General features: G+C 65.2%; 17 protein-coding genes. 7 read left to right on the top strand and 10 right to left on the bottom strand.

Going from position 1 to position 21,006, the window contains the following annotated elements:
- Positions 1-80 precede the first annotated feature (80 nt).
- The 4 genes from F0185_RS03340 to F0185_RS03325 form a co-directional block, all read right to left on the bottom strand.
- Positions 81-284 carry a cold-shock protein gene (locus F0185_RS03340; RefSeq protein WP_010398811.1) on the bottom strand — a complete coding sequence of 68 codons (204 nt, stop codon included), beginning with the start codon at positions 282-284 and terminating at the stop codon, positions 81-83.
- A gap of 343 nt (positions 285-627) precedes the next feature.
- Positions 628-999 carry an Hpt domain-containing protein gene (locus F0185_RS03335; protein ID WP_167221586.1) on the bottom strand — a complete coding sequence of 124 codons (372 nt, stop codon included), beginning with the start codon at positions 997-999 and terminating at the stop codon, positions 628-630.
- Positions 1,000-1,007: 8 nt separating this feature from the next.
- On the bottom strand, positions 1,008-1,658 hold the full coding sequence (upp, locus tag F0185_RS03330; RefSeq protein ID WP_166884987.1) for a uracil phosphoribosyltransferase: 651 nt from the start codon (positions 1,656-1,658) through the stop codon (positions 1,008-1,010).
- 228 nt (positions 1,659-1,886) lie between these two features.
- Positions 1,887-3,572, bottom strand: coding sequence for an isovaleryl-CoA dehydrogenase (locus F0185_RS03325; protein ID WP_167221584.1), 1,686 nt, complete (start codon positions 3,570-3,572; stop codon positions 1,887-1,889).
- 502 nt (positions 3,573-4,074) lie between these two features.
- Here F0185_RS03325 and F0185_RS03320 point away from each other — a divergent pair.
- Positions 4,075-5,790, top strand: a complete 1,716-nt coding sequence (locus tag F0185_RS03320; RefSeq protein ID WP_229476712.1) for a putative bifunctional diguanylate cyclase/phosphodiesterase — start codon at positions 4,075-4,077, stop codon at positions 5,788-5,790.
- Entirely contained in the window at positions 5,787-7,298 is a 1,512-nt protein-coding gene (locus tag F0185_RS03315) for an HDOD domain-containing protein (protein ID WP_229476711.1), read from the top strand. The genes F0185_RS03320 and F0185_RS03315 overlap by 4 nt, the downstream gene beginning before the upstream one ends.
- Here F0185_RS03315 and F0185_RS03310 read toward each other — a convergent pair whose 3' ends face one another.
- Positions 7,299-8,486, bottom strand: a complete 1,188-nt coding sequence (locus tag F0185_RS03310; protein WP_229476710.1) for an MFS transporter — start codon at positions 8,484-8,486, stop codon at positions 7,299-7,301. It abuts the gene before it with no gap.
- Positions 8,479-9,573: a chorismate synthase gene (gene aroC / locus F0185_RS03305; RefSeq protein ID WP_167221580.1), complete on the bottom strand. Its 1,095-nt coding sequence runs from the start codon at positions 9,571-9,573 to the stop codon at positions 8,479-8,481. The genes F0185_RS03310 and aroC overlap by 8 nt, the downstream gene beginning before the upstream one ends.
- Here aroC and F0185_RS03300 point away from each other — a divergent pair.
- The 3 genes from F0185_RS03300 to F0185_RS03290 all read left to right on the top strand — a co-directional run bounded on the left by F0185_RS03300 (position 9,517) and on the right by F0185_RS03290 (position 15,465).
- Positions 9,517-9,918 carry a hypothetical protein gene (locus F0185_RS03300; protein WP_167221338.1) on the top strand — a complete coding sequence of 134 codons (402 nt, stop codon included), beginning with the start codon at positions 9,517-9,519 and terminating at the stop codon, positions 9,916-9,918. The two genes, aroC and F0185_RS03300, sit on opposite strands and share 57 nt — an antisense overlap.
- The gene (locus F0185_RS03295) at positions 9,884-12,145 is read left to right on the top strand and encodes an EAL domain-containing response regulator (RefSeq protein WP_167221578.1); all 2,262 of its coding nucleotides are present in this window, start codon (positions 9,884-9,886) and stop codon (positions 12,143-12,145) included. Before F0185_RS03300 ends, F0185_RS03295 begins: the two co-directional genes overlap by 35 nt.
- A 173-nt stretch (positions 12,146-12,318) precedes the next feature.
- On the top strand, positions 12,319-15,465 hold the full coding sequence (locus tag F0185_RS03290; protein WP_167221576.1) for a ligand-binding sensor domain-containing diguanylate cyclase: 3,147 nt from the start codon (positions 12,319-12,321) through the stop codon (positions 15,463-15,465).
- 21 nt (positions 15,466-15,486) lie between these two features.
- On the opposite strand, the gene F0185_RS03285 is transcribed toward F0185_RS03290, so the two are convergent.
- Entirely contained in the window at positions 15,487-16,377 is an 891-nt protein-coding gene (locus F0185_RS03285) for an MBL fold metallo-hydrolase (protein ID WP_167221574.1), read from the bottom strand.
- A 120-nt stretch (positions 16,378-16,497) separates the two neighbouring features.
- On the opposite strand from F0185_RS03285, the gene F0185_RS03280 reads away from it, so the two are divergent.
- Both F0185_RS03280 and F0185_RS03275 read left to right on the top strand, forming a co-directional pair.
- The gene (locus tag F0185_RS03280; RefSeq protein WP_167221572.1) at positions 16,498-17,472 is read left to right on the top strand and encodes a GlxA family transcriptional regulator; all 975 of its coding nucleotides are present in this window, start codon (positions 16,498-16,500) and stop codon (positions 17,470-17,472) included.
- A gap of 115 nt (positions 17,473-17,587) precedes the next feature.
- Positions 17,588-18,163: an SMI1/KNR4 family protein gene (locus tag F0185_RS03275; protein ID WP_167221570.1), complete on the top strand. Its 576-nt coding sequence runs from the start codon at positions 17,588-17,590 to the stop codon at positions 18,161-18,163.
- 33 nt (positions 18,164-18,196) lie between these two features.
- Here F0185_RS03275 and F0185_RS03270 read toward each other — a convergent pair whose 3' ends face one another.
- From F0185_RS03270 to F0185_RS03260, 3 genes are all read right to left on the bottom strand, one after another.
- Positions 18,197-18,985 (bottom strand): hypothetical protein, encoded by a 789-nt coding sequence (locus tag F0185_RS03270; protein ID WP_167221568.1) that lies wholly within the window; start codon positions 18,983-18,985, stop codon positions 18,197-18,199.
- 73 nt (positions 18,986-19,058) lie between these two features.
- Positions 19,059-20,114, bottom strand: a complete 1,056-nt coding sequence (locus tag F0185_RS03265) for a TolB family protein (RefSeq protein WP_167221566.1) — start codon at positions 20,112-20,114, stop codon at positions 19,059-19,061.
- A 1-nt stretch (position 20,115) separates the two neighbouring features.
- Positions 20,116-21,006, bottom strand: a complete 891-nt coding sequence (locus F0185_RS03260) for a PhzF family phenazine biosynthesis protein (protein WP_167221564.1) — start codon at positions 21,004-21,006, stop codon at positions 20,116-20,118.

The following is a 21,006-nucleotide window of genomic DNA, read 5'->3' as shown; positions in this document are numbered from 1 at the left end:
GCCCGCGCGAGGCGGGCCGACGAAAAGAACGACAAAAAAAATCCCCGGAAACCGAGGATTTTTTGTCGTTGACTCAGCGATTAGATTGGCTGAATGTTCGAAGCTTGCTTGCCTTTAGGGCCAGCGGTTACTTCGAAAGAGACGCGCTGGTTCTCTTGCAAAGATTTGAAGCCGTTCGACTGAATCGCCGAGAAGTGAGCGAACAGATCTTCGCCGCCTTCATCAGGAGTGATAAAGCCAAAACCCTTCGAATCATTGAACCATTTTACGATGCCAGTTGCCATTACAATTTCCTATTTCAGTTAAGTTGGGCTTACGCCCGTTTTAGATCGTTTGACGAAGCAAGAAAGAAATGACAGACAGACTGCACAACTACCTCGAATCACAACGATCCCGCATTATACCGAATAAAACACAAAAAACACGTTCTCTGCAAAATAAACTTCCCGCATGCTGTAAAAATTCAGAATATCAACTTTTACAGCGCCCGGTTTGCAGCGGCAGTCCGATAAATATAGAACATCGAGACCGCCGAAGTTTGCGCTAGATCAAACGATACGCCCACTTGACCTTGCATGCGCGCACAATTGGCAAAAAAGAACGAGCTATGTGGTTTTCTTGCGGTTTTCAGTCAGGCGAGCCGGGATAAGCGGCCGCCTTGGGGTCCAGCCGTGCCCACGCGATGTACTCGTCGAGGGCGTGCAGCCAGTCGTTCCAGTCCTTCGCCGCGATCAGCTCGAACGCCATCAGCACCCGCAAGCGTTGTTCCAGCTGGCGCGCCTGCGCCCCGAACACGCGAAAGCCGAAGGTCGCCGCCGAGCCGGCGATGGTATGCAGGCTCTGATGGAGCTCCTTGACCAGGGCCGCGTCGGCGGCCGCCGGGTCGAACTGCGCGCGCAGCTCTTCCAGGCGCACCAGGGTGGCCGGCACGCTGGCCGCGAACTTCTCGTTCAAGGCGTGCAGGCGCGCGAAAAACTCCTGGTCGATCAGCGTGGCCATCGCGCCGCTTACTTGGTGCCGAAAATGCGGTCGCCCGCGTCGCCCAGGCCCGGCACGATGTAAGCGTGCTCGTTCAGGTGCGAATCGAGCGAGGCCACGTACAGCTTGACGTTCGGATGCGCGTCCTGCACCACCTGCACGCCTTCGGGCGCGGCCACCAGGGCCAGGAAGATGATCTGCTCGTCGGTCACGCCACGCTTTTTGAGCACGTCGATGGCGTGCACCGCCGAGTTACCGGTGGCGACCATCGGATCGCACAGGATGAAGATGCGGTCGGTGGTGTCGGGCAGGCGCACCAGGTACTCGACCGGCTTGTGGGTTTCCGGGTCGCGGAACACGCCGACGTGGCCCACGCGCGCCGACGGCACCAGTTCCAGCAGGCCGTCACTCATGCCGATACCGGCGCGCAGGATCGGCACGATGGCCAGTTTTTTGCCGGCGATGACGGGGGCGTCGATGGTCACCAGCGGGGTTTCGATCTGGCGCGTGGTGAGCGGCAGGTCGCGCGTGATTTCGTAACCCATCAGCAGCGTGATTTCCTTGAGCAGCTCGCGGAACGTGCGCGTGGACGTGTCGCGTTCGCGCATGTGGCTCAGCTTATGCTGGATCAGCGGGTGATCGAGGATGAACAGGTTGGGGAAGCGCGGATCTTGTTTCATGGAGTTCGATTCAATCATTGTTGTCAGGGGCCTCGAAAAACCGTAGCGAGCGGCGTCATTTTCGCCCGAGGAGCGCAGCCGTACGAAGGTACGGTGAGCATCGCAAAGCGAAAATGACGCCGCGCAGCAGGTTTGTCGATGTCCCCGGTTGTGGCTTGTGCCCGTATTATCTCGCAAACCGAGCGCTTGTCCGCATTTTGCGCCAATTTAGTCAGTACAGGCGCCGGTTCAAGCGCCAGGCGGCAGCGCTCGCGCCAGGATCGCCGCGCAATCGACACCGGCCGGCAAGCGGCCGAACGCCCCGCCCACACCCGCCGCCACGCGCGAGGCGATGAAGGCGGCGCTGACAAACGCCGGCGCATGGCGCAGCAGCAGCGCCGCCTGCACCGCGATCACGATCCGTTCGGCCAGCCGGCGCGCGCCGTATTCGTCGCCCTGCGGCCCTTCCAGCTCGGCCAGCAGCCGTTCGCTGAACGCGTTAAACGCCGGATTGGCGGCGCCGGCCAGCGCCAGCTCGCCCGCCAGCGCCGCGCGCGCCGCCGGCGTCTTGCCGAAGGCGCGCAGCAGGTCCAGGCACATCACATTGCCGGAACCTTCCCAGATCGAATTGACCGGGGCCTCACGGTACAGGCGCGCCAGCGGACCGTCTTCCACATAGCCGTTGCCGCCCATGACTTCCATCGCCTCGGCCCCGAACGCCGGGCCGCGCTTGCACAGCCAGTATTTGCCGGCCGGCGTGAGGATGCGGCCAAGCAGCGCCTGGGCCGGGTCGGCGCCCTGGTCGAAGCAGCGCGCCAGGCGCAGCGCAAACACGGTGGCCGCTTCCGATTCCAGCGCCAGGTCGGCCAGCACGTTTTGCATCAGCGGCTGTTCGGCCAAGGCGCGCCCGAAAGCGGCGCGTTCGCGCGCGTGGTGCAGCGCGTGCGTGAGCGCCGCGCGCATGATGGCGGCGCTACCGAGCACGCAATCGAGCCGGGTATGCCCGCCCATCTCCAGGATAGTGGGAATGCCGCGCCCGACTTTGCCCACCAGCCAGCCGACGGCGTCGCAAAACTCCACTTCGGACGAGGCGTTCGAACGGTTGCCCAGTTTATCCTTGAGCCGCTGCACGCGGATCGCATTGCGGCTGCCGTCGGGCAGGTAGCGCGGCACGAAGAAGCACGACAGGCCGGCGCTGCCTTCAGCGTCGGTCTGGGCCAGGATCAGGTGCGCATCGGACTGCGGTGCCGAGAAAAACCATTTGTGGCCGACGATGCGCCAGGCGTCCACGCCCTCCTCGCCAAAGCGCGCCTGCGCCTGGCCGGCCTCGATCGCCGTCGCGCGCGTGGTATTGGCCCGCACGTCGGTGCCGCCCTGCTTTTCGGTCATGCCCATGCCGATCAGCGCACCGGTCTTCTGCTCGATCGGCAGCGAGCGCGGATCGTAGTGGCGCGACAAGATCTTGGGCAGCCACTTGGCCCCGATCGCGCCGGCCTGGCGCAGCGCCGGCACCGAGGCGTAGGTCATCGTGACCGGGCATTGCGCGCCGTTTTCCACCTGCCCGAACAGCAGGTACTGGGCCGCGCGCGCCACCTGTGCGCCGCCCTTGCCCGATTCCCACGGCGAGGCATGCACGCCGGCGCCGATCATCAAGGCCATCAACTGCTGCCAGGATGGATGGAATTCGACTTCGTCGATGCGCCGTCCATTGCGGTCGAAATTATGCAAGACGGGTTTGTTTACATTAGCCAGGCGCGCCAGGTCGAGCACCTCGGCCCGGCCGAGCGTTGCGCCGAGCGCCAGCAAGCCATCGACTGCCCACGGCGCGCCCTCGCGCACCACCGCCTCGCGCAGCGCCGGATCGACAGCGAACAGGTTGGTATTGCCGAATTGACTGGCTTGATTGAAAATCGTATGCGTATCGAATGGGTTCATGGTGTGAATCGTCTCAAACTCCGAAAAATATTGCACAAAAGCAGCGTTTCCAGGGCCGGCCCGCCCCCGAAACGGCCCCGGTGAGCGACAATAGCGCACCGGCGGGGAAGACCCGACAGGCTTCCAGAGCCTAGCCCAAAGCCGAAAACGGAGCAAGAGTTGCTTTCCCGCCCGTCCGGCACGCGGTTTTTTGCGTTCGGTCAAGCAACATCCAATGACCCACCGCACCGGCTGTTTTTGATGCATTCTGGAATCTTTCCATGCCACGGTGAATGCCGATTTGCTAAACTAGTGTCCCGAGTTAGAAATTCGTTGATGATTAAATGTGGTGAAATCGTAACGAGACAAGGAACAAAGCGCAGACAGGCCGAGGCCTGGCGAGCATTTGTGACGCAGTATCGGTGCGATTGTCGCCATATTTATTCAACGAATTCCTAACTCGGGACACTAGGACGCCTGGCAGCCAGCGGCAAGCCACAATACGAAGGTAACGACTTTTACAATGCGCACCAGTGCCCCATCAGTGCCCCACGGCGACACCCTCACCGAGCTCGACCAGTTCATGGAAGCGGCCGGCGATATCGTGTTCCGCCTCGATGCGGCCGGCCGGATCAAGGCCGCCAGCAAGCGCACCGGCGCCCTGTTCGCCTTCGATGCAGGCGCCCCGCTCGCCACGCTGGTCGCCGACGCCGACCAGGCCAGCCTGGGCGCGGCATTGCTCGACGCCGCCGGCGCCCCGGCGCGCATCGAAGTGCGCCTGAAGGCCCCGCACAAGGAACTCTGGTTCGAACTGCGCCTGTGCCGCATGCAGCAAAGCGGCGACACGGTGCTGCTGGCGGTCGGGCGCGACATCTCGGCCCAGCGCGAAACCGAAGAACGGCTGCGCCACCTGGCCACCCACGACAGCCTGACCGAACTGCCCAACCGCCTGCTGCTGTCGGACCGGATCCGCATGGTGATCGCCCACGCGCGCCGCTCGGGGCAGAATTTTTCGGTCGCCACCATCGGCCTCGATGGCTTCAAGAAGGTCAACGACGGCCTCGGCCACCCGGTCGGCGACGCCGTGCTGCGCATCGCCGCGGCGCGCCTGCGCAAGACCCTGCGCGACAGCGACACCCTGGCGCGCATCGGCGGCGACGAATTCGTCGCGGTCCTGCCGGGCACCTGCAGCGAAGCCCAGATCAAGCTGGTCACCGGGCGCCTGCTGGCGGCCCTGCAGGCCCCGTTCGAAGTCGACAAGCACACCATCTACATCGGCGCCTCGATCGGCCTGGCCCTGTTTCCCGAGCACGCCGAGGATGAAGTCCAGCTGGTCGCGCTGGCCGACGCCGCCATGTCGCGCGCCAAGGAAACCGGCAAGGCGCGCTGCCTGGTCTACAGCCCGCGCACCAGCGGCCCGCCGGAACACGATATCTCGCTCGAAGCGGCCATGTTCCTGGCGGTGCGCGAAGGCGAATTCCTGCTCTATTACCAGCCGATCGTGGACGCCGCCACGCGCCGCATCCAGGGTTTCGAGACCCTGATGCGCTGGAAGCATCCCACCCTCGGCATGGTGCCGCCGGTGCGCTTCATTCCCATCGCCGAGACCAATGGCCTGATCAACCTGCTCGGGGCCTGGGCCCTGAAAGCGGCCTGCGTCCAGCTCAGGCACTTCGAAGAAGTGGCCAAGCGACCGTTGTACATCTCGGTCAATATCAGCCCGCGCCAGTTTCGCAACGATAAATTCCTCGAGGTGCTGGACCATGCGCTGGCCTTTTCGGGCCTGCCCGGCAGCCAGCTGGTACTCGAAATCACCGAAGGAACCCTGATGATCGATCCCGTGCACGCAGAATCCATCCTCCTCAAGATGGCCGAGCGACAGGCGCGCATCGCCATCGACGATTTCGGCACCGGTTACTCCTCGCTGGCGTACCTGAAGCGCTTCCCGATCTCGGTGCTGAAAATCGACCGCGCCTTCATCAAGGACCTGCCCGATTCGCCCAAGGATGGCGCGATCTGCAACGCGGTGCTCGACCTGGCCAAGCACCTTGGCCTGTCGGTGGTGGCCGAAGGGGTGGAAACCGAAGCGCAGCTCGATTACCTCGACCAGCGCGGCTGCCAGTACATCCAGGGTTACCTGACAGGTAAGCCGATGCCGGCCCACGCGGCCATGGCCGCCCTCAAGGAAGACTTGTACGCGTCCCTGATGCCGATCGAACCGCACGCGGGGCTGCGATGATCGCCAATTCCCTGCTCCAGGCGGCCCCGCCCTCCCCGGCCAGCGCCGACGCCACCCTGGCCCAGTTGTGGGAACGGGTGCGCCGGCGCGGCGACATGCCCGGCTTCGCCAAGGCCATCAGCGCCATCCTGGGCGCCATGCGCGGCGAGGACGAGCACCAGTTCAGCATGACGCAAACGGTGCTGTCGGACCCGGTCCTGACGCAAAAGGTCCTGCGCCTGGCCAACAGCGGCATGTATTCGGCGTTCGGCCAGCGCATCAACACGGTGACCAAGGCGGTGCTGGTGCTCGGCACGGAGGCCATCGGCCACCTGGCGCTGGGCCTGAAGCTGATCGAGGAACTGACGCGCGCCTCGCCCGATTCGGCCGTTGCCCACGTGGAGATGGAAAAAGCGGTGCTGGCCGGGATGGTGGCGCAACAGGTGGCCGCCAGCGCCAAAGGGCGCGACGCCGAGGAAGCCGTGGTGTGCTCGATGCTGCACACGCTGGGGCGCATGATGATCACCTTCTACATGCCCGAACGCTGGACCGCGCTGCAGGCGGTTGGCGGCAGCGGTGGCGAAGACGCCGCCGCGCCGCCGCTGCTCGGCCTGTCGATGGAAGCCATCGGGCGCGCCACCGCCGAGCACTGGGGCTTGCCGAAGAACCTGATCGCCGGCATGCGCCGGGTCGAACCGGCCCCGCGCGGCGAGGTGTTCACCCACGAAGACTGGCTGGCCGCGGTATCGACCATGTCGTCGCAGTGCGCCAGCTCCCTGTGGAACGACGATGAAGCCGGGGCCGCCCAGGTGCGCGTGCTGGCCAGCAGTTTTTCATCGATGCTCGGGGTCGAGCCGGACCATATTTTGACGGCCATCGAAAAAGCCAAGGAAACCGCCGCCACCGACCTGTCGATCGCGCCGCTGGCCAAGCCGGCCGAAAAGCGCGCCGCCGACATCGCCACGCGCCGCATGCGCGCCGAAGGCAACAAGGTGCTGCTCTCGGGCGTAGCCGACATGCGCGACGTCGTCGCCACCGCAACTCCGGGCCAGATGATGTCGATGGCGCTGGAAACCGTGTTCCAGGGACTGACCTTCTCGCGCGCCGTGGCCTTTCTGCGCAACCGGCGCGAGAACAAATACGTCGCCAAGATCGGCCTGGGCGACGGCGCCAAGGAACTGATCGGCGCCCTGAGCTTCGACGACGCCTACAGCGCCAACGTGTTCCACGCCTCGCTGGGCAGCGACCGTGTGATATTTGTCGAAAACGCGCAGGACGCCAAGTTCGCGGCCAAGCTGCCGCAGTGGTGGAAGGATTGCCTGTCGGACGCGCGCAGCTTCGTGATCCTGCCGCTGTCGTCCAACGGCCAGCCGGTCGGTTTCATTTATGGCGACTGGGACGACAGCTTCCCGGCGATTCACCTGAGCCAGACCGAATTCGCGCTGCTCAACGACCTGCGCTCGCTGATCGTCAAGACCGTGGTGCGGCGCCAGCAAGTGGAACTGATGGCCGCCGCCAAGCCGCGCTGATCACCCCTTGGCCTGGCGCTGCCAGCGGAACGACAGCGCCGCGCTCCCGGCGGCCGCGAGCGCGAGCGCCCCGGCCAGGTAAAACACCGCCTGCGGGCCGATCCGGTCCCAGCACAGCGACATCGCCAGCCCGCCGCAAGTGCCGCCGATGCCGTAGGCAAGGCTCATGTACAGCGCTTGCCCGCGCGCCTGCAAGGGGCCGGCGAACCAGCGCTGCATGACCATCACCGCGCTCGAAAGATGCGCCGCGAACGTGGCCGCGTGCAGCAACTGGGCCAGCGCCAGCACCGCCAGCAGTTGGCCGGCGGCGCCGATGACCGGAAAGCGCACGACGGCCAGCGCGAAGGCGCACATCATCACCCGCTGCGCGCCGAAGCGGCGCAGCAGCGGCGCCTGGAAATAGAAGAACGCCACCTCGGCCACCACGCCGAGCGCCCACATCATGCCGATCACCGGCTTGCTGTAGCCGGCCTGCTCCAGGTACAGCGAGTAAAAGGCGTTGAGCGACATGTGCACGCCCGCCATCAGCGCGGCCGAGACGAAAAACGCGATCACCTCGCGCCGCCGCAGCACGCTCCACAGGCCCGGCGCGCCCGCGGCATGCGCCACCAAAGGCGCCTGGCGGATGCGCAGGCCGGCCGCGCCCACGCACACCAGCAGGAACAGCGCGATCCATGGCAAGGCGTCCACGCCCAGCGACTCGAGCAGCCAGCCGGCGGCCAGCACCGCCACGATGAAGCCGACCGAACCCCACATGCGCACGCGCCCATAGTTGCTGGCGTCGCCGCGCAGGGCCGCCAGCAGCAGCGCTTCGCTAAGGGGCGCCTGGGCGCTCGAAAACAGGTTGAAGGCGACCATCACGGCGATGAACTGGAAGTACGATTCGGCGAAAAAGATGCCGCAAAAGGCGAGCAGCGCGCCGCCGGTGGTCAGGCGCAGCACGCGTACGCGCTGGCCGGTATGGTCGGCCAGCCACCCCCACAGGTTCGGGCCGATGATGCGCATCACCTGGATCAGCGACATCAGCACCCCGATTTGCGGGGCGCTCATGCCGTGCGCGGCGAAGAACAGGGTTGCGTAAATGGCAAACGCGCCGACCTGCGCGTAGTACGCGAACAGGAACAGCGCGAACGGCGCGAGCGAGGGCGCGGACTGCGGAGCGTCCGGCCCCGCAGCGGTTTTATGCAATTTTCGGCGTGTCGACCCGCACATCGCCGCATTGGGCGCGGTGCATCAGGGCGTGGTCGATCAGCACCAGCGCCAGCATGGCTTCGGCGATCGGGGTGGCGCGAATGCCCACGCACGGATCGTGGCGCCCGAACGTTTCGACCATCACCGGCGTTCCGGCCTTGTCGATCGAACGGCGCGGCGTGCGGATCGAGGAGGTCGGCTTGATGGCGATCGACACCGTGATGTCCTGGCCGGTCGAAATCCCGCCCAGCACCCCGCCGGCGTTGTTGCCGACAAAGCCGCCCGGCGTCAGTTCGTCGCCATGCTCGGAGCCGCGCTGCGCCACCGAACGGAAACCGGCGCCGATCTCCACGCCCTTGACGGCGTTAATGCCCATCATGGCGTAGGCGATGTCGGCATCGAGCTTGTCGTAGATCGGCTGGCCCAGGCCCACCGGCACGTTTTTGGCCACCACGTCGATGCGCGCGCCGATCGAGTCGCCGTCGCGGCGCAGCTCGTCCATGGCCGCTTCCATGCGCGCGATCAGCTCAAGATCGCCGCTGGCGGCAAAAAACGGGTTGTCCGGCACATGCTCCCACCCCTCGAACGGCACGGCAATGTCGCCCAACTGGCTCATGCAGCCCATGAAGACGGTGCCGTACTGCTCGTGCAGCCACTTCTTGGCCACCGCCGCCGCGCCGACCACCGGGGCGGTGAGGCGCGCCGAGGAACGCCCGCCGCCGCGCGGATCGCGCACGCCGTACTTGTGCCAGTAGGTATAGTCGGCGTGGCCGGGACGGAAGCTCTCGACGATGTTGCCGTAATCCTTGCTGCGCTGGTCCTGGTTGCGGATGATCAGCATGATCGGCGTGCCGGTGGTCTTGCCCTCGTAGACGCCGGACAGGATCTCGACCGTATCGGCTTCCTGGCGCTGGGTGACGTGGCGCGAGGTGCCCGGTTTGCGGCGGTCGAGGTCGGGCTGGATGTCGGCTTCCGACAACACCAGGCCCGGCGGGCAGCCGTCGATCACACAGCCGATGGCCGGGCCATGCGACTCGCCAAACGTTGTAACGGTAAACAGCTTGCCAAAAGAATTGCCGGACATGATAGGGAAGTGAGTGGCGGAAAAGCCAATTCTACCAGCCCGCGCGCTTTTGCTGGCGCCGACGGCCAGGACCGCCGCGACGGCGCCCCCCGCACCTCTGAACATCTTGCCAACTATCTTGATCTGTTGTGCAATTTCTTTTTCTCGCTGCCAATAGATACAGTAAGCCAAATTCGTGGCATGCTATGGAAAAGCAGTGGCATTGCGCTGCAATCGGTGTCGGCTGGCCGGCACCAAGCTGCGTTGATTGTTACAATCGGACGTATACTGGCGACGCGTCATTACCGAAAAACGCCTGGAGAAGCGACACATGCCCCCATCGAGCACGCCCTTGGACGACCTTGAGGACGACCACGACGACCTGGTATTTTTGGAGGAACACCCCGGTGCGCCTGTCAGCGTTGGAACGGGCGGCGTCTGGCGCGTGATGATCATCGACGACGACGAAGACGTGCACTCGACCACCACCTTCGCGCTCGGCAACCTGGACATGCAACAGCGCCCGCTCGAATTCGTGCACGCCTATTCGGCCGGCCAGGCGCGCGAAATGCTCAAGCACGAACACGACATCGCCGTCATCCTGCTCGATGTGGTGATGGAACAGGACGACGCCGGCCTGCACCTGGTGCGCTACATCCGCGAAACGCTCAAGCTGGCCGACGTGCGCATCATCCTGCGCACCGGGCAGCCCGGCTACGCGCCCGAGATCGACGCCATCCGCGATTTCGACATCAACGATTACAAGACCAAGTCCGAACTGACCCGCATCAAGCTGTTTACGACGGTGACGGCGGCGATCCGCTCGTACGAGCAAATCCGCGCGATCAGCGCCAACCGGCGCGGCCTCGACCGGGTGGTGCGCGCCAGCACCGAGCTGATGGCGCTGCACGGCGTGCAAAACTTCGCCGCCGGGGTGCTGGCGCAGATCGCCGACATTCTCGGGGTCGAGCCGAACGGGGTGCTGTGCGTGCAGGAGTGCCCGGACGCGCGCTGCCGCGAGCTGCACATCATGGCCACGGCCGGCGTTTACCGCCGCCTCGGCACCGGCAACCTGACCGCCTCGGAAGACGCCGCCGTCGCCGCGGCGATGGAGCGCACCCTGGCGCAGCGCCGCAACATCTACGAGCCGGGCGCGGTGACCCTGTTCTTCGCCGGCAAATCGAGCCGCGATTTCGTCGCCTTCCTGGCGCCGGGACGCACCTTGGGCGAGCTCGACCAGCGCCTGCTGGAAGTCTTTTGCAGCAATGTGGCCGTGGGGCTGGACAACGTGGAGCTGGTCAGCCACCTGCACAACGCCGCCTTTTACGACCAGCTCTCCAAGCTGCCCAACCGCACGCGCCTGGTCGAAATCCTCGACGCCACCCTGGCCGGGCCGGGGCGCGACGACGCCACCCTGTCGCTGGTGGACCTGGACCACTTCGCCGAAACCAACGACGCCCTCGGCCACCAGTTCGGCGACCTGCTGCTGGTCGCCGTGGCCAGCCGCCTGCAACAGCGCCTCGGCCAGCAGTTGACGGTGGCGCGCATCGGCGGCGATATTTTTTCGGTGCTGGGCGACGCCGCCGCCGTCAATCCGGTGCGCATCCTGGCGCTGTTCGAAACGCCCTTCTCGATCGACGGCCAGGATGTGCAGCTGTCGGCCACCCTGGGCCTGGTGCGCCTGTCGGAACACGACGGCAGCGGCGCCGACGCGCTCAAGGACGCCGACATCGCGCTCAAGCGCGCCAAGAGCCAGCAGCGCGCCGGCCACTTCTATTTTTCGCGCAGCATGGGCGTGGAAATCCGCGAGCGCGTGCGCATGATGCACGCGCTGCGCACCGGCTTTGCCAAGGGCGAGCTGTTCGTGGTGTACCAGCCGCAGATGGACCTGACGGCGCGCCGCCCGGTCGGCGCCGAAGCCCTGCTGCGCTGGCAGACCGTCGACGGCACCTATATTTCGCCGGACCGCTTCATCCCGATCGCCGAATATTCGGGCCTGATCATCGATATCGGCGAATGGGTGCTGCGCAGCGCCTGCCACGAGCTGGTGCGCCTGCGCGACGCCGGGCACCGCCAGTTCACCATGTCGGTCAATGTCTCGCAGGTGCAGTTCCGCCACCCGTATTTTCTCGACATGCTGCGCTCGGCGCTGGAAGAAACCGGCGCCCCGCCCGAATTCATCGAACTCGAAATCACCGAGTCGATGGCGATGGAAGAACCGGACTTGCTGATCAAGATGCTGGCCCAGATCAAGCACACCGGGGTATCGATCGCGATCGACGATTTCGGCACGGGCTTCTCGTCGCTGTCGTATTTGCAGCGGCTGCAGGTCGACCGGCTCAAGATCGACCGCGCGTTCGTGACCGAAATCACGCACTCGGCGCGCGGCAGCAGCATTGCCGAAATGGTCATCCAGCTCGGGCGCAACCTGGGCCTGTCGGTGATCGCCGAAGGGGTCGAGGATGAACGCCAGGCCGCCATCCTGCAGTCGCTCGGCTGCCCGCTGGCGCAAGGCTTCCTGTTCGCGCGCCCGATGGCCACGGCGGCGCTGTACGACTGGCTCAACGATGAAGGCAGCATCGGCGCGCCCTGATTCCCGTGGCCGGCACGGCCCTGAAATAGCCTACCAGCAAGCAACCGTTGCACATCGGCAACAGCAGCCCCTGCCGTCGCCGTAAACGCGGCATGCGCGCCCCGTGCGCGCCCGCGTTCACGTACTATCGTATTCATGCTTTGCAACGGACGGGCGCCATCTTGAATGAATGCATGAGTACGATTATTTCGCGGCGCTTCCCTACCCTGGCGCGGTGCGCATCGCGCCTGCGCGCGCTGTTGTTGCTGGCGGCCCTGGCGGCCCTGGCGGCGGCGCGCCCGGCGGCGGCGCTCGACCCCGACAAGGCATTCCATCATTTCGTGCGCACCAGCTGGTCGATCCAGAGCGGCCTGCCGCAGGTGAGCGTGCAAGCGATCACCCAGGACCAGCAAGGCTACATCTGGATCGCCACCCAGGCCGGCCTGGCGCGCTTCGACGGCGTACGTTTCACCAATTATTCGCCTGAAAACCAGCCGGCAATGGCTGGCGTGTGGATCCGCAGCCTGCTGGCCGACAGCGCCGGGCGCGTCTGGGTCGGCACCTACAAGGGATTGACCGTCGTCGAGAACGGCGTGTTCCGCGCCGTTGCGCCGGCCGACCCGCTGCAGTTTCCCGTGCTCGACATCCACGCCATGGTCGAGGACCAGGGCCGGCTGGTGGTGGCCACCAGCAGCGGCGTGTTCGACTACGACGGCGGCAAGCTGGTGCATCGTCCGGGCAGCCCGGCCCCGGCCACCGCACTGCTGAAAAGCGCCGACGGCGTGTATATCGGCGGCGCCGGCGGGATTTTCCACAGCCGCGGCAAGGAAACCGAACTGATTCCCCTGCCGGCCGGGATGCGCCAGGGCGTGGTCACCCGGCTGGCGGAAGCGCAAGGAAAAATCTGGGTCGGCACCAGCGTCGGCTTGTTTACGCGCGACGGCGCGGACCTGGTCGCGGCCACCGCCGAGCCGCTCCTGCAAAGCTCGCCCACGACCATGCTGTACCAGGACAGCGACCGCAACCTGTGGGTGGCCAGCAACGCCGGCATGGGGCGCATCCGCAATGGCAAGGCCACCGAAATCATCCCCGAAAAGAACCCGGCCGCCTTCAAGGGCGTGCTGGCGGCGTTCGAAGACCGCGAGCGCAACCTGTGGCTGGGCAGCCAGTGGCAGGGCCTGGTGCGCCTGTGGAACGGCTCGACCCGGCGCCTGGCGGCGGCCGAAGGGCTGACCGAACCGATCGTCTGGTCGCTGGCGCGCGCGCCGGACGGGCGCACCTGGGTCGGCACCAGCGATGGCCTGAGCGTGTACAGCGACGGGCGCTTCCGCCAGGTCCTCAGCGGCAGCCAGTTGCCCCATCCGCACGCCTACAACCTGCTGGCCGACGCCGACCGGATCTGGATCGGCACGCGTCGCGGGCTGGTGCTGTGGCAAGGCGGCAAACTCGAAGCGCCGGCCATGTTCGCGCCGATGGCGACCGCGCAGATCAACGGCATCGTACGCGACCGCAACGGCGTGATCTGGTTCCCGACCAGCGAAGGTGTGTTCCGCCTGGTCGGCGGCACGCTCACCAAGTTCGGCAAGAACGAGGGTTTGCACGACGTGCGCGCGCGCCAGGTGCGCGAGCTGAAAGACGGACGCCTGCTGGTGAGCACCCAGGACGGGCTGTACGAACTGCGCGGCGAGCGCATGGAACAGATTGGCCTCGACAGCGGCCTGCAACCGGGCATGGACATCACCGCCATCACCGAACTGCGCGACGGCTCGCTGGTATTGGGCTCGCTGACCGAGGAACTGTACCTGTTCAACGGGCGCCGCTGGCACAAGTTCGCCGCCGCCGAAGGCTTGCCGCCCAACGCGCCCTTCTTCCTGACCGAAGACGCGGCCGGCTACCTCTGGTCGGCCGGGCTGCGCGGCATCCTGCGGGTGCCGGTGGCCGACATGCGCCAGGTGCAGAACGGCCAGTCGCGCACCGTCAATGCCGAGATGATCCTCAACGAACGCGGCGACCGGCGCAGCGGCGAACAGGGTTACTGCTGCAACGGCGCCGGCACCTCCAAGGGCTTCATGGACCCGGCCGGCACACTGTGGCTGCCCAGCCGCGACGGCGTGGTCACGCTCGACACCATGGGCCTGACCAAGAACATGACCGCGCCGACGGCCGTGATCGAGCGGGTGCGCGTGCTCGACACCTGGCGCGACATCCACCAGGGCCAGGCCGGCGGCATGCGCGTGCGCGAAGACGCGCGCGACATGGCCTTCGAATTTACCGCCCTCAGTTTCCAGGACCCGGCCAGCGTGGTGCTGCGCTACCGCCTGCACGGCTACGACAAGGACTGGCGCGAACTGGCGGCCGGGGCGCCGCGCTCGGTCAACTACACCAACCTGCCGGCCGGCTCGTACACCTTCGAAGTCAAGGCCAGCAACAATGCCGACGTCTGGAACAAACTGCCGGCGCGGCTCAACTTCACCATCGCCCCGCACTTCTACGAAACGAGCTGGTTCTACGGCCTGCTGCTGGCCATGTTGTGCGGCACCGTGTACGGCGGCTACCGGTTGCAGCGCCGCGCGCACGAAAAGCAGCGCGCCGCACTGGAACTGCAAGTGGCCGAGCGCACCGAGCAGCTGCATGTGGCCAACCGCGCGCTGGAGCTGGCCAGCCAGACCGACCCGCTGACCGGTTTGCACAACCGGCGCTACCTGAGCAACCAGATTCCGGCCGACCTGGCGTTTTACGAACGCGAGAACAAGCGCACCGGCTCGGGCGACAACACGCTGCTGTTTGCGCTGGTCGACATCGACCACTTCAAGCGCATCAACGACACCTACGGCCACCGCGCGGGCGACCGCGTGCTGCAGCAGGTATCCGACGTGCTGCGCGCCCAGGTGCGGGTGGGCGACTACATCGTGCGCTGGGGCGGGGAAGAATTCTTGCTGGTATGCCGGCCCAGCACGCGCCAGTTCGTGCCGGTGCTGGGAGAACGCATCCGGCGCGCGGTGGCCAACCAGGTGTTCGACCTGGGCGACGGCATCACGGTCGCGCTGACCTGCTCGGTGGGGCTGGCCGAAAGCGGCTTGTACCTCGACGATTCCAAGCGCGTGAGCTGGGAGCACCTGGTCGAACTGGCCGATGCGGCGCTGTACTGGATCAAGGCCAATGGCCGCAACGGCTGGAGCGCGCTGCGGCCCAAGGCGGGCGGCGACAACGCCGAACTGATCGAAAAACTGCACCTGGGCGCGCAGGCGATGATCGATACCGGGCGCGCGACCCTGATCAGTTCAAGCGACCAGTTGACGCCAACGCATGCGGCGCTGGCGGAGTCGAACGACCCGGCTTGAGGCGCGCCTGGGCGCGGGGCGTCAGAACGCCATCATTTCGCCATCGGCCGGGACGCGCACGCGATTGCCGACACCATGTTGCTTGAGGTGGTCCTTGAGTTCCTTGCGGCTCAAGGTCATATGGTTGATTGCATCCATATGCGTGGCGATGATCGTCGCGTTCGGCATTGCCTGGTAGGCGTGGAGCACATCGTCCTTGCCCATGATGATCGATCCGGTGTAGCCGACCATGCGGGCGTCGCCGGCGTTGAGGATGATGACATCGGGCTTGAATTTCTCCAGCGTCTGGTCAACCTCGGAACGCCATACGGTGTCGCCGACGACGTAGACGGTTTTCGCGCCAGGGGCGCGAAAGACAATGCCCATCGACTCGCCCAACGCCTCGGCCAGCGGCTTTGTGGCGAACATGGCATCGGTGCCGTGCTGGCCGCCGGCCTTGGTCAACTGCACGCCTTCGAACACGGTGTTTTCTCCGAGGATCTGGACGTTGGTGAAGCCCTGTCCGCGAACCAGCGTCGCATCGGCTTCATGCTGCACGAACAGCGGAATCGCTTTCGGAATGAACTGGTGAGCGCCGCCGTCCCAATGGTCAAGGTGAGTATGGGTGACCAGCACCGCGTCGACGCCCTTCATGACGTCTTTCGCCGACATCGGCAGTTCGACCATGGGATTGCGCAACTGGCTGTTGAACGTTCCCGCAAAGCCCGGATAGGTACCCTTCTTTGCCAGGAAGGGATCGACCAGGAAGGTCTTGCCCGCATAGCTGATCCGGGCCGTCGCGTTACGGATTTGCTGGATCTGCACCGTTGGCGCGGTCGCTGCCGCGGCGACAGGGGCCGCTGCGTGGGCGCCGACGCCGACCGTGCCAAGGGCCAGGGTGAGGGCAATAACCAGGGTTTTTACTCGTTGCATTTTGCTACTCCATTGATGTGTGTTCGGTAGCAGTATTGTGGGCGCATCGCCTTCCGTATAAAATTGACCCGCAAGCCATTTAACGACACGATCGGGCCATATGCCACTTTTCCGCTCCTTATGACCACAAAAACGCCTGTCGTCGCCTTGGTCGTCTATCCCAACTTCAGCCCGTTCCACTTCGCGGTGCCGTACCTGATCTTCAACGCACAGTTGCCCGAAGGGCGGCTGTTCGACCTGAAGATCGTGTCCTCGGGCGCAAGGCCCCTGGCGGCGGAACGTGCCTTGACCATGCATCCCGATGGCGGACTCGAACTCGTTGAAACGGCCGACATCGTGGTGGTGCCGGGCTGGGACGACTTGAACATGCCTCCCGAGCCGGACCTGGTAGCGGCGATGGCGCGCGCCCATGCCAGGGGCGCCCACGTCGTCGGGCTGTGCTATGGGGCGTACGCGCTCGCCTATGCCGGTCTGCTCGACGGTAAAAGCGCCTCGACGCACTGGATGGCCGAAAAGGATTTCAGCGCCCGGTTTCCGCGCGTGCGGCTCGACATGAATGCGCTGTATGTCGAGGAAGATAAGCTGATCACCTCGGCGGGCACGGGCGCCGGGCTTGATTGCTGCCTGTACATCGTGCGCGAATATTACGGGTCCAAAATCGCCAACAAGGTCGCGCGCACCATGGTCATCCCGCCGCACCGCGAAGGTGGACAAGCGCAGTTCATCGAACAACCGATGGCCGTTTCGACGCAGGACGCCCAGGTCAATCGTCTTCTCGACTATTTGCGCGAACATCTCGCCATCGCGCACAATATCGATGAACTGGCGGCGCGAACGTCGATGAGCCGGCGCACGTTCACCCGTCATTTCATCAAGGCGACCGGCATGACGCTGGTCGATTGGCTGGTGAACGAGCGCTTGCAGCGCGCGCGCGACCTGCTGGAAACGACATCGCTGTCAGTCGAGAAAATTGCCGATCTTGCGGGGTTCCAGACGCCGATCTCGTTGCGGCAGCATTTCAAAAAACGGTTTCAAGTCGGCCCGAGGGACTGGCGCAGGACGTTTGGCGAGAAAACGGCAACGGCGCTGGACTGAGGATGTCAGGTTCGGGCTGGACCGGGACGTATTTATCCGCGTTCAAACGCCATGCTAAAATTTGTAACAGCATCGGCATGGCGCCGATATCACGTTCGCAACCGGGAGACAGATCGTGGCAAGTGTGGAGCATGCATTCGGAGAAGCCCGGCGTGCTGTTGAAGCGCTTCATCCCGACTTGTCGAAGCGATTGAGCGAGCCGGCAAGCGCAGCGCAAATCGATTCATTTGAGCAGGAAACTGGCATTCGGCTTCCCGATCCAGTTCGCCGGCTGTATCGCCAAGCGGATGGTTGCAGCCAAGGCGACGCAATTTTTGGTGGTTGGGAATGGATATCGCTCGCGTTCGTCGGCGACCATTCGACAGAACTACAGATTTCCCTCGAATCGGACCGCCCCGACGAAGCCGAAGCAATGACGCTCGTTCCCTTGTTCTGCGCCAACGGAGACTATCTCTGCATTCGCCACAACGAAGATTCCGGCAAGCTTTATTATGTCCCGCACGACTCGCCGACGGTCGAACCCGTCGCCGAGACGCTGGTGGAGTTTCTGGAGCAATTGGTAGCGCGTATCGCTGCCGGCGCATTAGTCCTTGAGCAATTCACCACGCCCCGTGGCATCTATTTTTCGGTGAGGCCAACGAACCGGGAGTACTGGCCACCCGACTTCGGGCAGCACGGTTCAGGGCACTAAGAAAAAGCAGCATCCGGCCGCGCTGGCGGAATCTCAATACCCGCCGGCGCTGTCGTTGGCAACCGACAGCCACGCAGAGGCGAGCACCTCGAACCGTGGGTCGCCCGCCGCTGCGGCCAGTTCCGCGACAGCGGTACGGGCGTCGGCAATCGACCATCCGCGCGCATTGATGGTGAGCCAGGCCAGTCCGAACGCACCCTGGGCAAGGTAGCTGCGGCACAGCGCCAGCCGGGACTGCGGCCGCGTGGAGAGCCACGGCGGACACCCTGCGTCCCCAAGCCAGCCAGCAAGGACATCGGCATCGAGCTCGAACTGGCTGGTACGCGCCAGCGCGTCCGCGCCGGGCGGCTGGGTAGACAATGGAAAGCTTCCGCCGTACGAAGCGGGGTCGGAAAAGCACGCCAACGGCGCATCGGCCGCGAACTGGTCGAGCCGGACCAAGCCTGGCGCATCGTCGCCCGTGTCGAGCGACACCGCGTCGATCTGGTCAAGGTTGCCGATGCCGACCGCAGCGGCGAACGCCGCCACTTGCGGCGTCACCGCGTCAGTTTCCACAATCGCCCTGATGGCCACCAGCGCGAACAGCTGGGCGGGCGTGCGGGCAAGCTCCAGCGCGATGGGCCACTCGACATACATCCTCACATACGTCAGTTCACGCTCGATGAACCAGTGCTTCCAATAGCCATGGTACGACGGGCCTGACGGCTCGCTCCAGAGCGGGATGAGCGCGGGCGGGAAGCCATACCAGTACGCCGGCGCCTCGGCGCCAGCGACAGGCAGTGCGATGGCGCCAAGGGCGCAGGCGCGCAATGCGTCAGGCACTGCGAGCAGATCGGAAACGCGCGCGTATGCGTTCATGGAGAGCGGTCACGGACCGGGACAGGCCGGCACTGCTCTACCACGTGAACGACAGCGGCATGTCGTCTTCGCCCGGAAGATCCGCCGTGTTCCCCGTTTCCGCGTCGAAGACCCGGTACGTCGTCATGCCGCTTCGGTACAGCAGATGGCGCTCGTCAAACCAGCCAATGATGTTGAGCGTGTAGCCTTCGCATTGGGAATAGCCGCCCACAGCGACCGGCCTGATCGCGCCGGCTTTGCCTGCAACAAGCAGCTGATACGGACGGCTATCCTGTCGCTGGTCGAAGTACGCGCGCCACTGCCCGCCCGGCGACCAGCCCGATTCGTGCGCGATGTCAGATCGCGGCACGCCTTCATCGGCGGCGGGTATGGTCTTGTTACCACGCTTGAACGTATAACGATGTTCCTGCGAATCGTACTGGCCCGACAGCATGCTGCTTCTCGTACTCGCGGGATGATAGCCAACATAGCTGAAACGGGCATCTGGCAACAACCCGCGCGCCAGGAATAGCAGCGTGCCGTCGCGCGACCAGCTGGTCGATGGCCATGCCTGCCGCCCGGATATTCCTGGTGGCAGTTTGACGGGTAACAAGCGCGACGTTTGGGTATCAAACAGGAACAGGCCATCGCCGCTGGCGCCGCCCCAGCGGCTGTCGTAAGCGGCGCCAATGGCGAGGTAGCGGCTGTCCGGCGAAAATGCGGGAATGCCACCACCCCATGCAGGGTGTTCATACACCAGCTGTTCTGAATGACGACGCCGGTCGTAGAGCCAGTACTGCGTCTTGTTACCCGTTTTGAGCACGCCGCTATAACTGAGCCATCTGCCGTCGGCCGAGGCGCGCAAGGAGGGCATCGATTCGAAACCGTGGTCGGACAGAATGGTCGTCTTGCCGCCATTGAGGTCGACTTTGAGTAAGCGACCCGACACAGCCACCCCATACAGCGCCGTCTTGATGCTCATCGCCGGCAATGCCACTTTGCCGGCCGCCCCGGCATCATGCTTGCCACAAGGTGTGTCCGGGCTTGCCGCCGACGCCGTCGCGGCGCCGGCCACACTGGCTGCGACGATCAGGCATGCATAGCGATGCCACATCTTAGATGCGCACCACGCCATCGACCACCGTGACCGACTGGCCGCCGATCCACGGCTGCCCATCGACATAGGTGACCGCGATGCGGCCGTCGCACTGCAAACAGCCGCCCTGGCGAGCGCTGTAAGCGCGGCTGGTCTCGCCGCCGTCGGGAAAGCCCTGCGCCTGCAGCACGCGCGCGATGCAGGCGTTGGCGCTGCCGGTAACGGGGTCCTCGACCAGCGATCCGTGCTTGGTAAACAGCGCCCTGACCTCGTAATCGGCCGGCCCGTCGGCGTCATACGGGCCGTAGATCGCCACGCCGGTCACGCCGAGGCGCGTCAGTTCCTGCAGCGAGGCGCCGTCGACGCGCGCATCAAGGCAGGCTTGCGCGCTTGCCAGGCGCACCACCAGCCAGGCGATGCCCATGGTGGCGATCAGCGGCGTGCATCCGGCATCTAGCTCAGTGTCCGGCAAGACCCGCGCCAGCAATGTCTGGTGCTGGAGCGCCATCGGCGCCAGGCTGGCCGCCGGTGCGCGAAACGCCAGCATGCCACCGGCGCCGACGTCGATCGGCACCAGCCCCACGCCGCACTCCTGCACCAGCGTGCCGGCGCGGCGCGGGACCAGGCCCGCTTCGAGCAAGGCATGCGCCGTGCCCAGCGTGGGATGGCCGGCAAACGGAAACTCGGTATCGGGAGAAAAGATACGAACGCGGTAGTCGGCCTGCGCATCGCGCGGCGTCAGCACGAAGGTGGTTTCGGACAGGTTGGTCCAGCGCGCCATCGCTTGCATGTCAGCGTCGGACAAGCCGTCGGCGTCTAACACCACGGCCAGGGGATTGCCCTTGAGCGCGACGCCGGTGAACACGTCCACCTGTTTGAAGCGGCGCGTCGCGCCCGGGGCCGGGCTCAA

Origin of the sequence: Massilia rubra, assembly GCF_011682065.1 — a bacterium.
GTDB lineage: Bacteria > Pseudomonadota > Gammaproteobacteria > Burkholderiales > Burkholderiaceae_D > Telluria_A > Telluria_A rubra.
The sequence above is the reverse complement of the archived record's forward strand: the minus strand, read 5'-3'. Positions and strand labels throughout refer to the sequence as shown.

Coding starts and splice junctions, on each gene's coding strand:
- upp (WP_166884987.1), bottom strand. CDS start 1,658: ATGAAACAAGATCCGCGCTTCCCCAACCTGTTCATCCTCGATCACCCG.
- aroC (WP_167221580.1), bottom strand. CDS start 9,573: ATGTCCGGCAATTCTTTTGGCAAGCTGTTTACCGTTACAACGTTTGGC.
- F0185_RS03335 (WP_167221586.1), bottom strand. CDS start 999: ATGGCCACGCTGATCGACCAGGAGTTTTTCGCGCGCCTGCACGCCTTG.
- F0185_RS03285 (WP_167221574.1), bottom strand. CDS start 16,377: ATGCAACGAGTAAAAACCCTGGTTATTGCCCTCACCCTGGCCCTTGGC.
- F0185_RS03325 (WP_167221584.1), bottom strand. CDS start 3,572: ATGAACCCATTCGATACGCATACGATTTTCAATCAAGCCAGTCAATTC.
- F0185_RS03340 (WP_010398811.1), bottom strand. CDS start 284: ATGGCAACTGGCATCGTAAAATGGTTCAATGATTCGAAGGGTTTTGGC.
- F0185_RS03300 (WP_167221338.1), top strand. CDS start 9,517: ATGCGACTCGCCAAACGTTGTAACGGTAAACAGCTTGCCAAAAGAATT.
- F0185_RS03265 (WP_167221566.1), bottom strand. CDS start 20,114: ATGTGGCATCGCTATGCATGCCTGATCGTCGCAGCCAGTGTGGCCGGC.
- F0185_RS03295 (WP_167221578.1), top strand. CDS start 9,884: ATGCCCCCATCGAGCACGCCCTTGGACGACCTTGAGGACGACCACGAC.
- F0185_RS03280 (WP_167221572.1), top strand. CDS start 16,498: ATGACCACAAAAACGCCTGTCGTCGCCTTGGTCGTCTATCCCAACTTC.
- F0185_RS03290 (WP_167221576.1), top strand. CDS start 12,319: ATGAGTACGATTATTTCGCGGCGCTTCCCTACCCTGGCGCGGTGCGCA.
- F0185_RS03320 (WP_229476712.1), top strand. CDS start 4,075: ATGCGCACCAGTGCCCCATCAGTGCCCCACGGCGACACCCTCACCGAG.
- F0185_RS03315 (WP_229476711.1), top strand. CDS start 5,787: ATGATCGCCAATTCCCTGCTCCAGGCGGCCCCGCCCTCCCCGGCCAGC.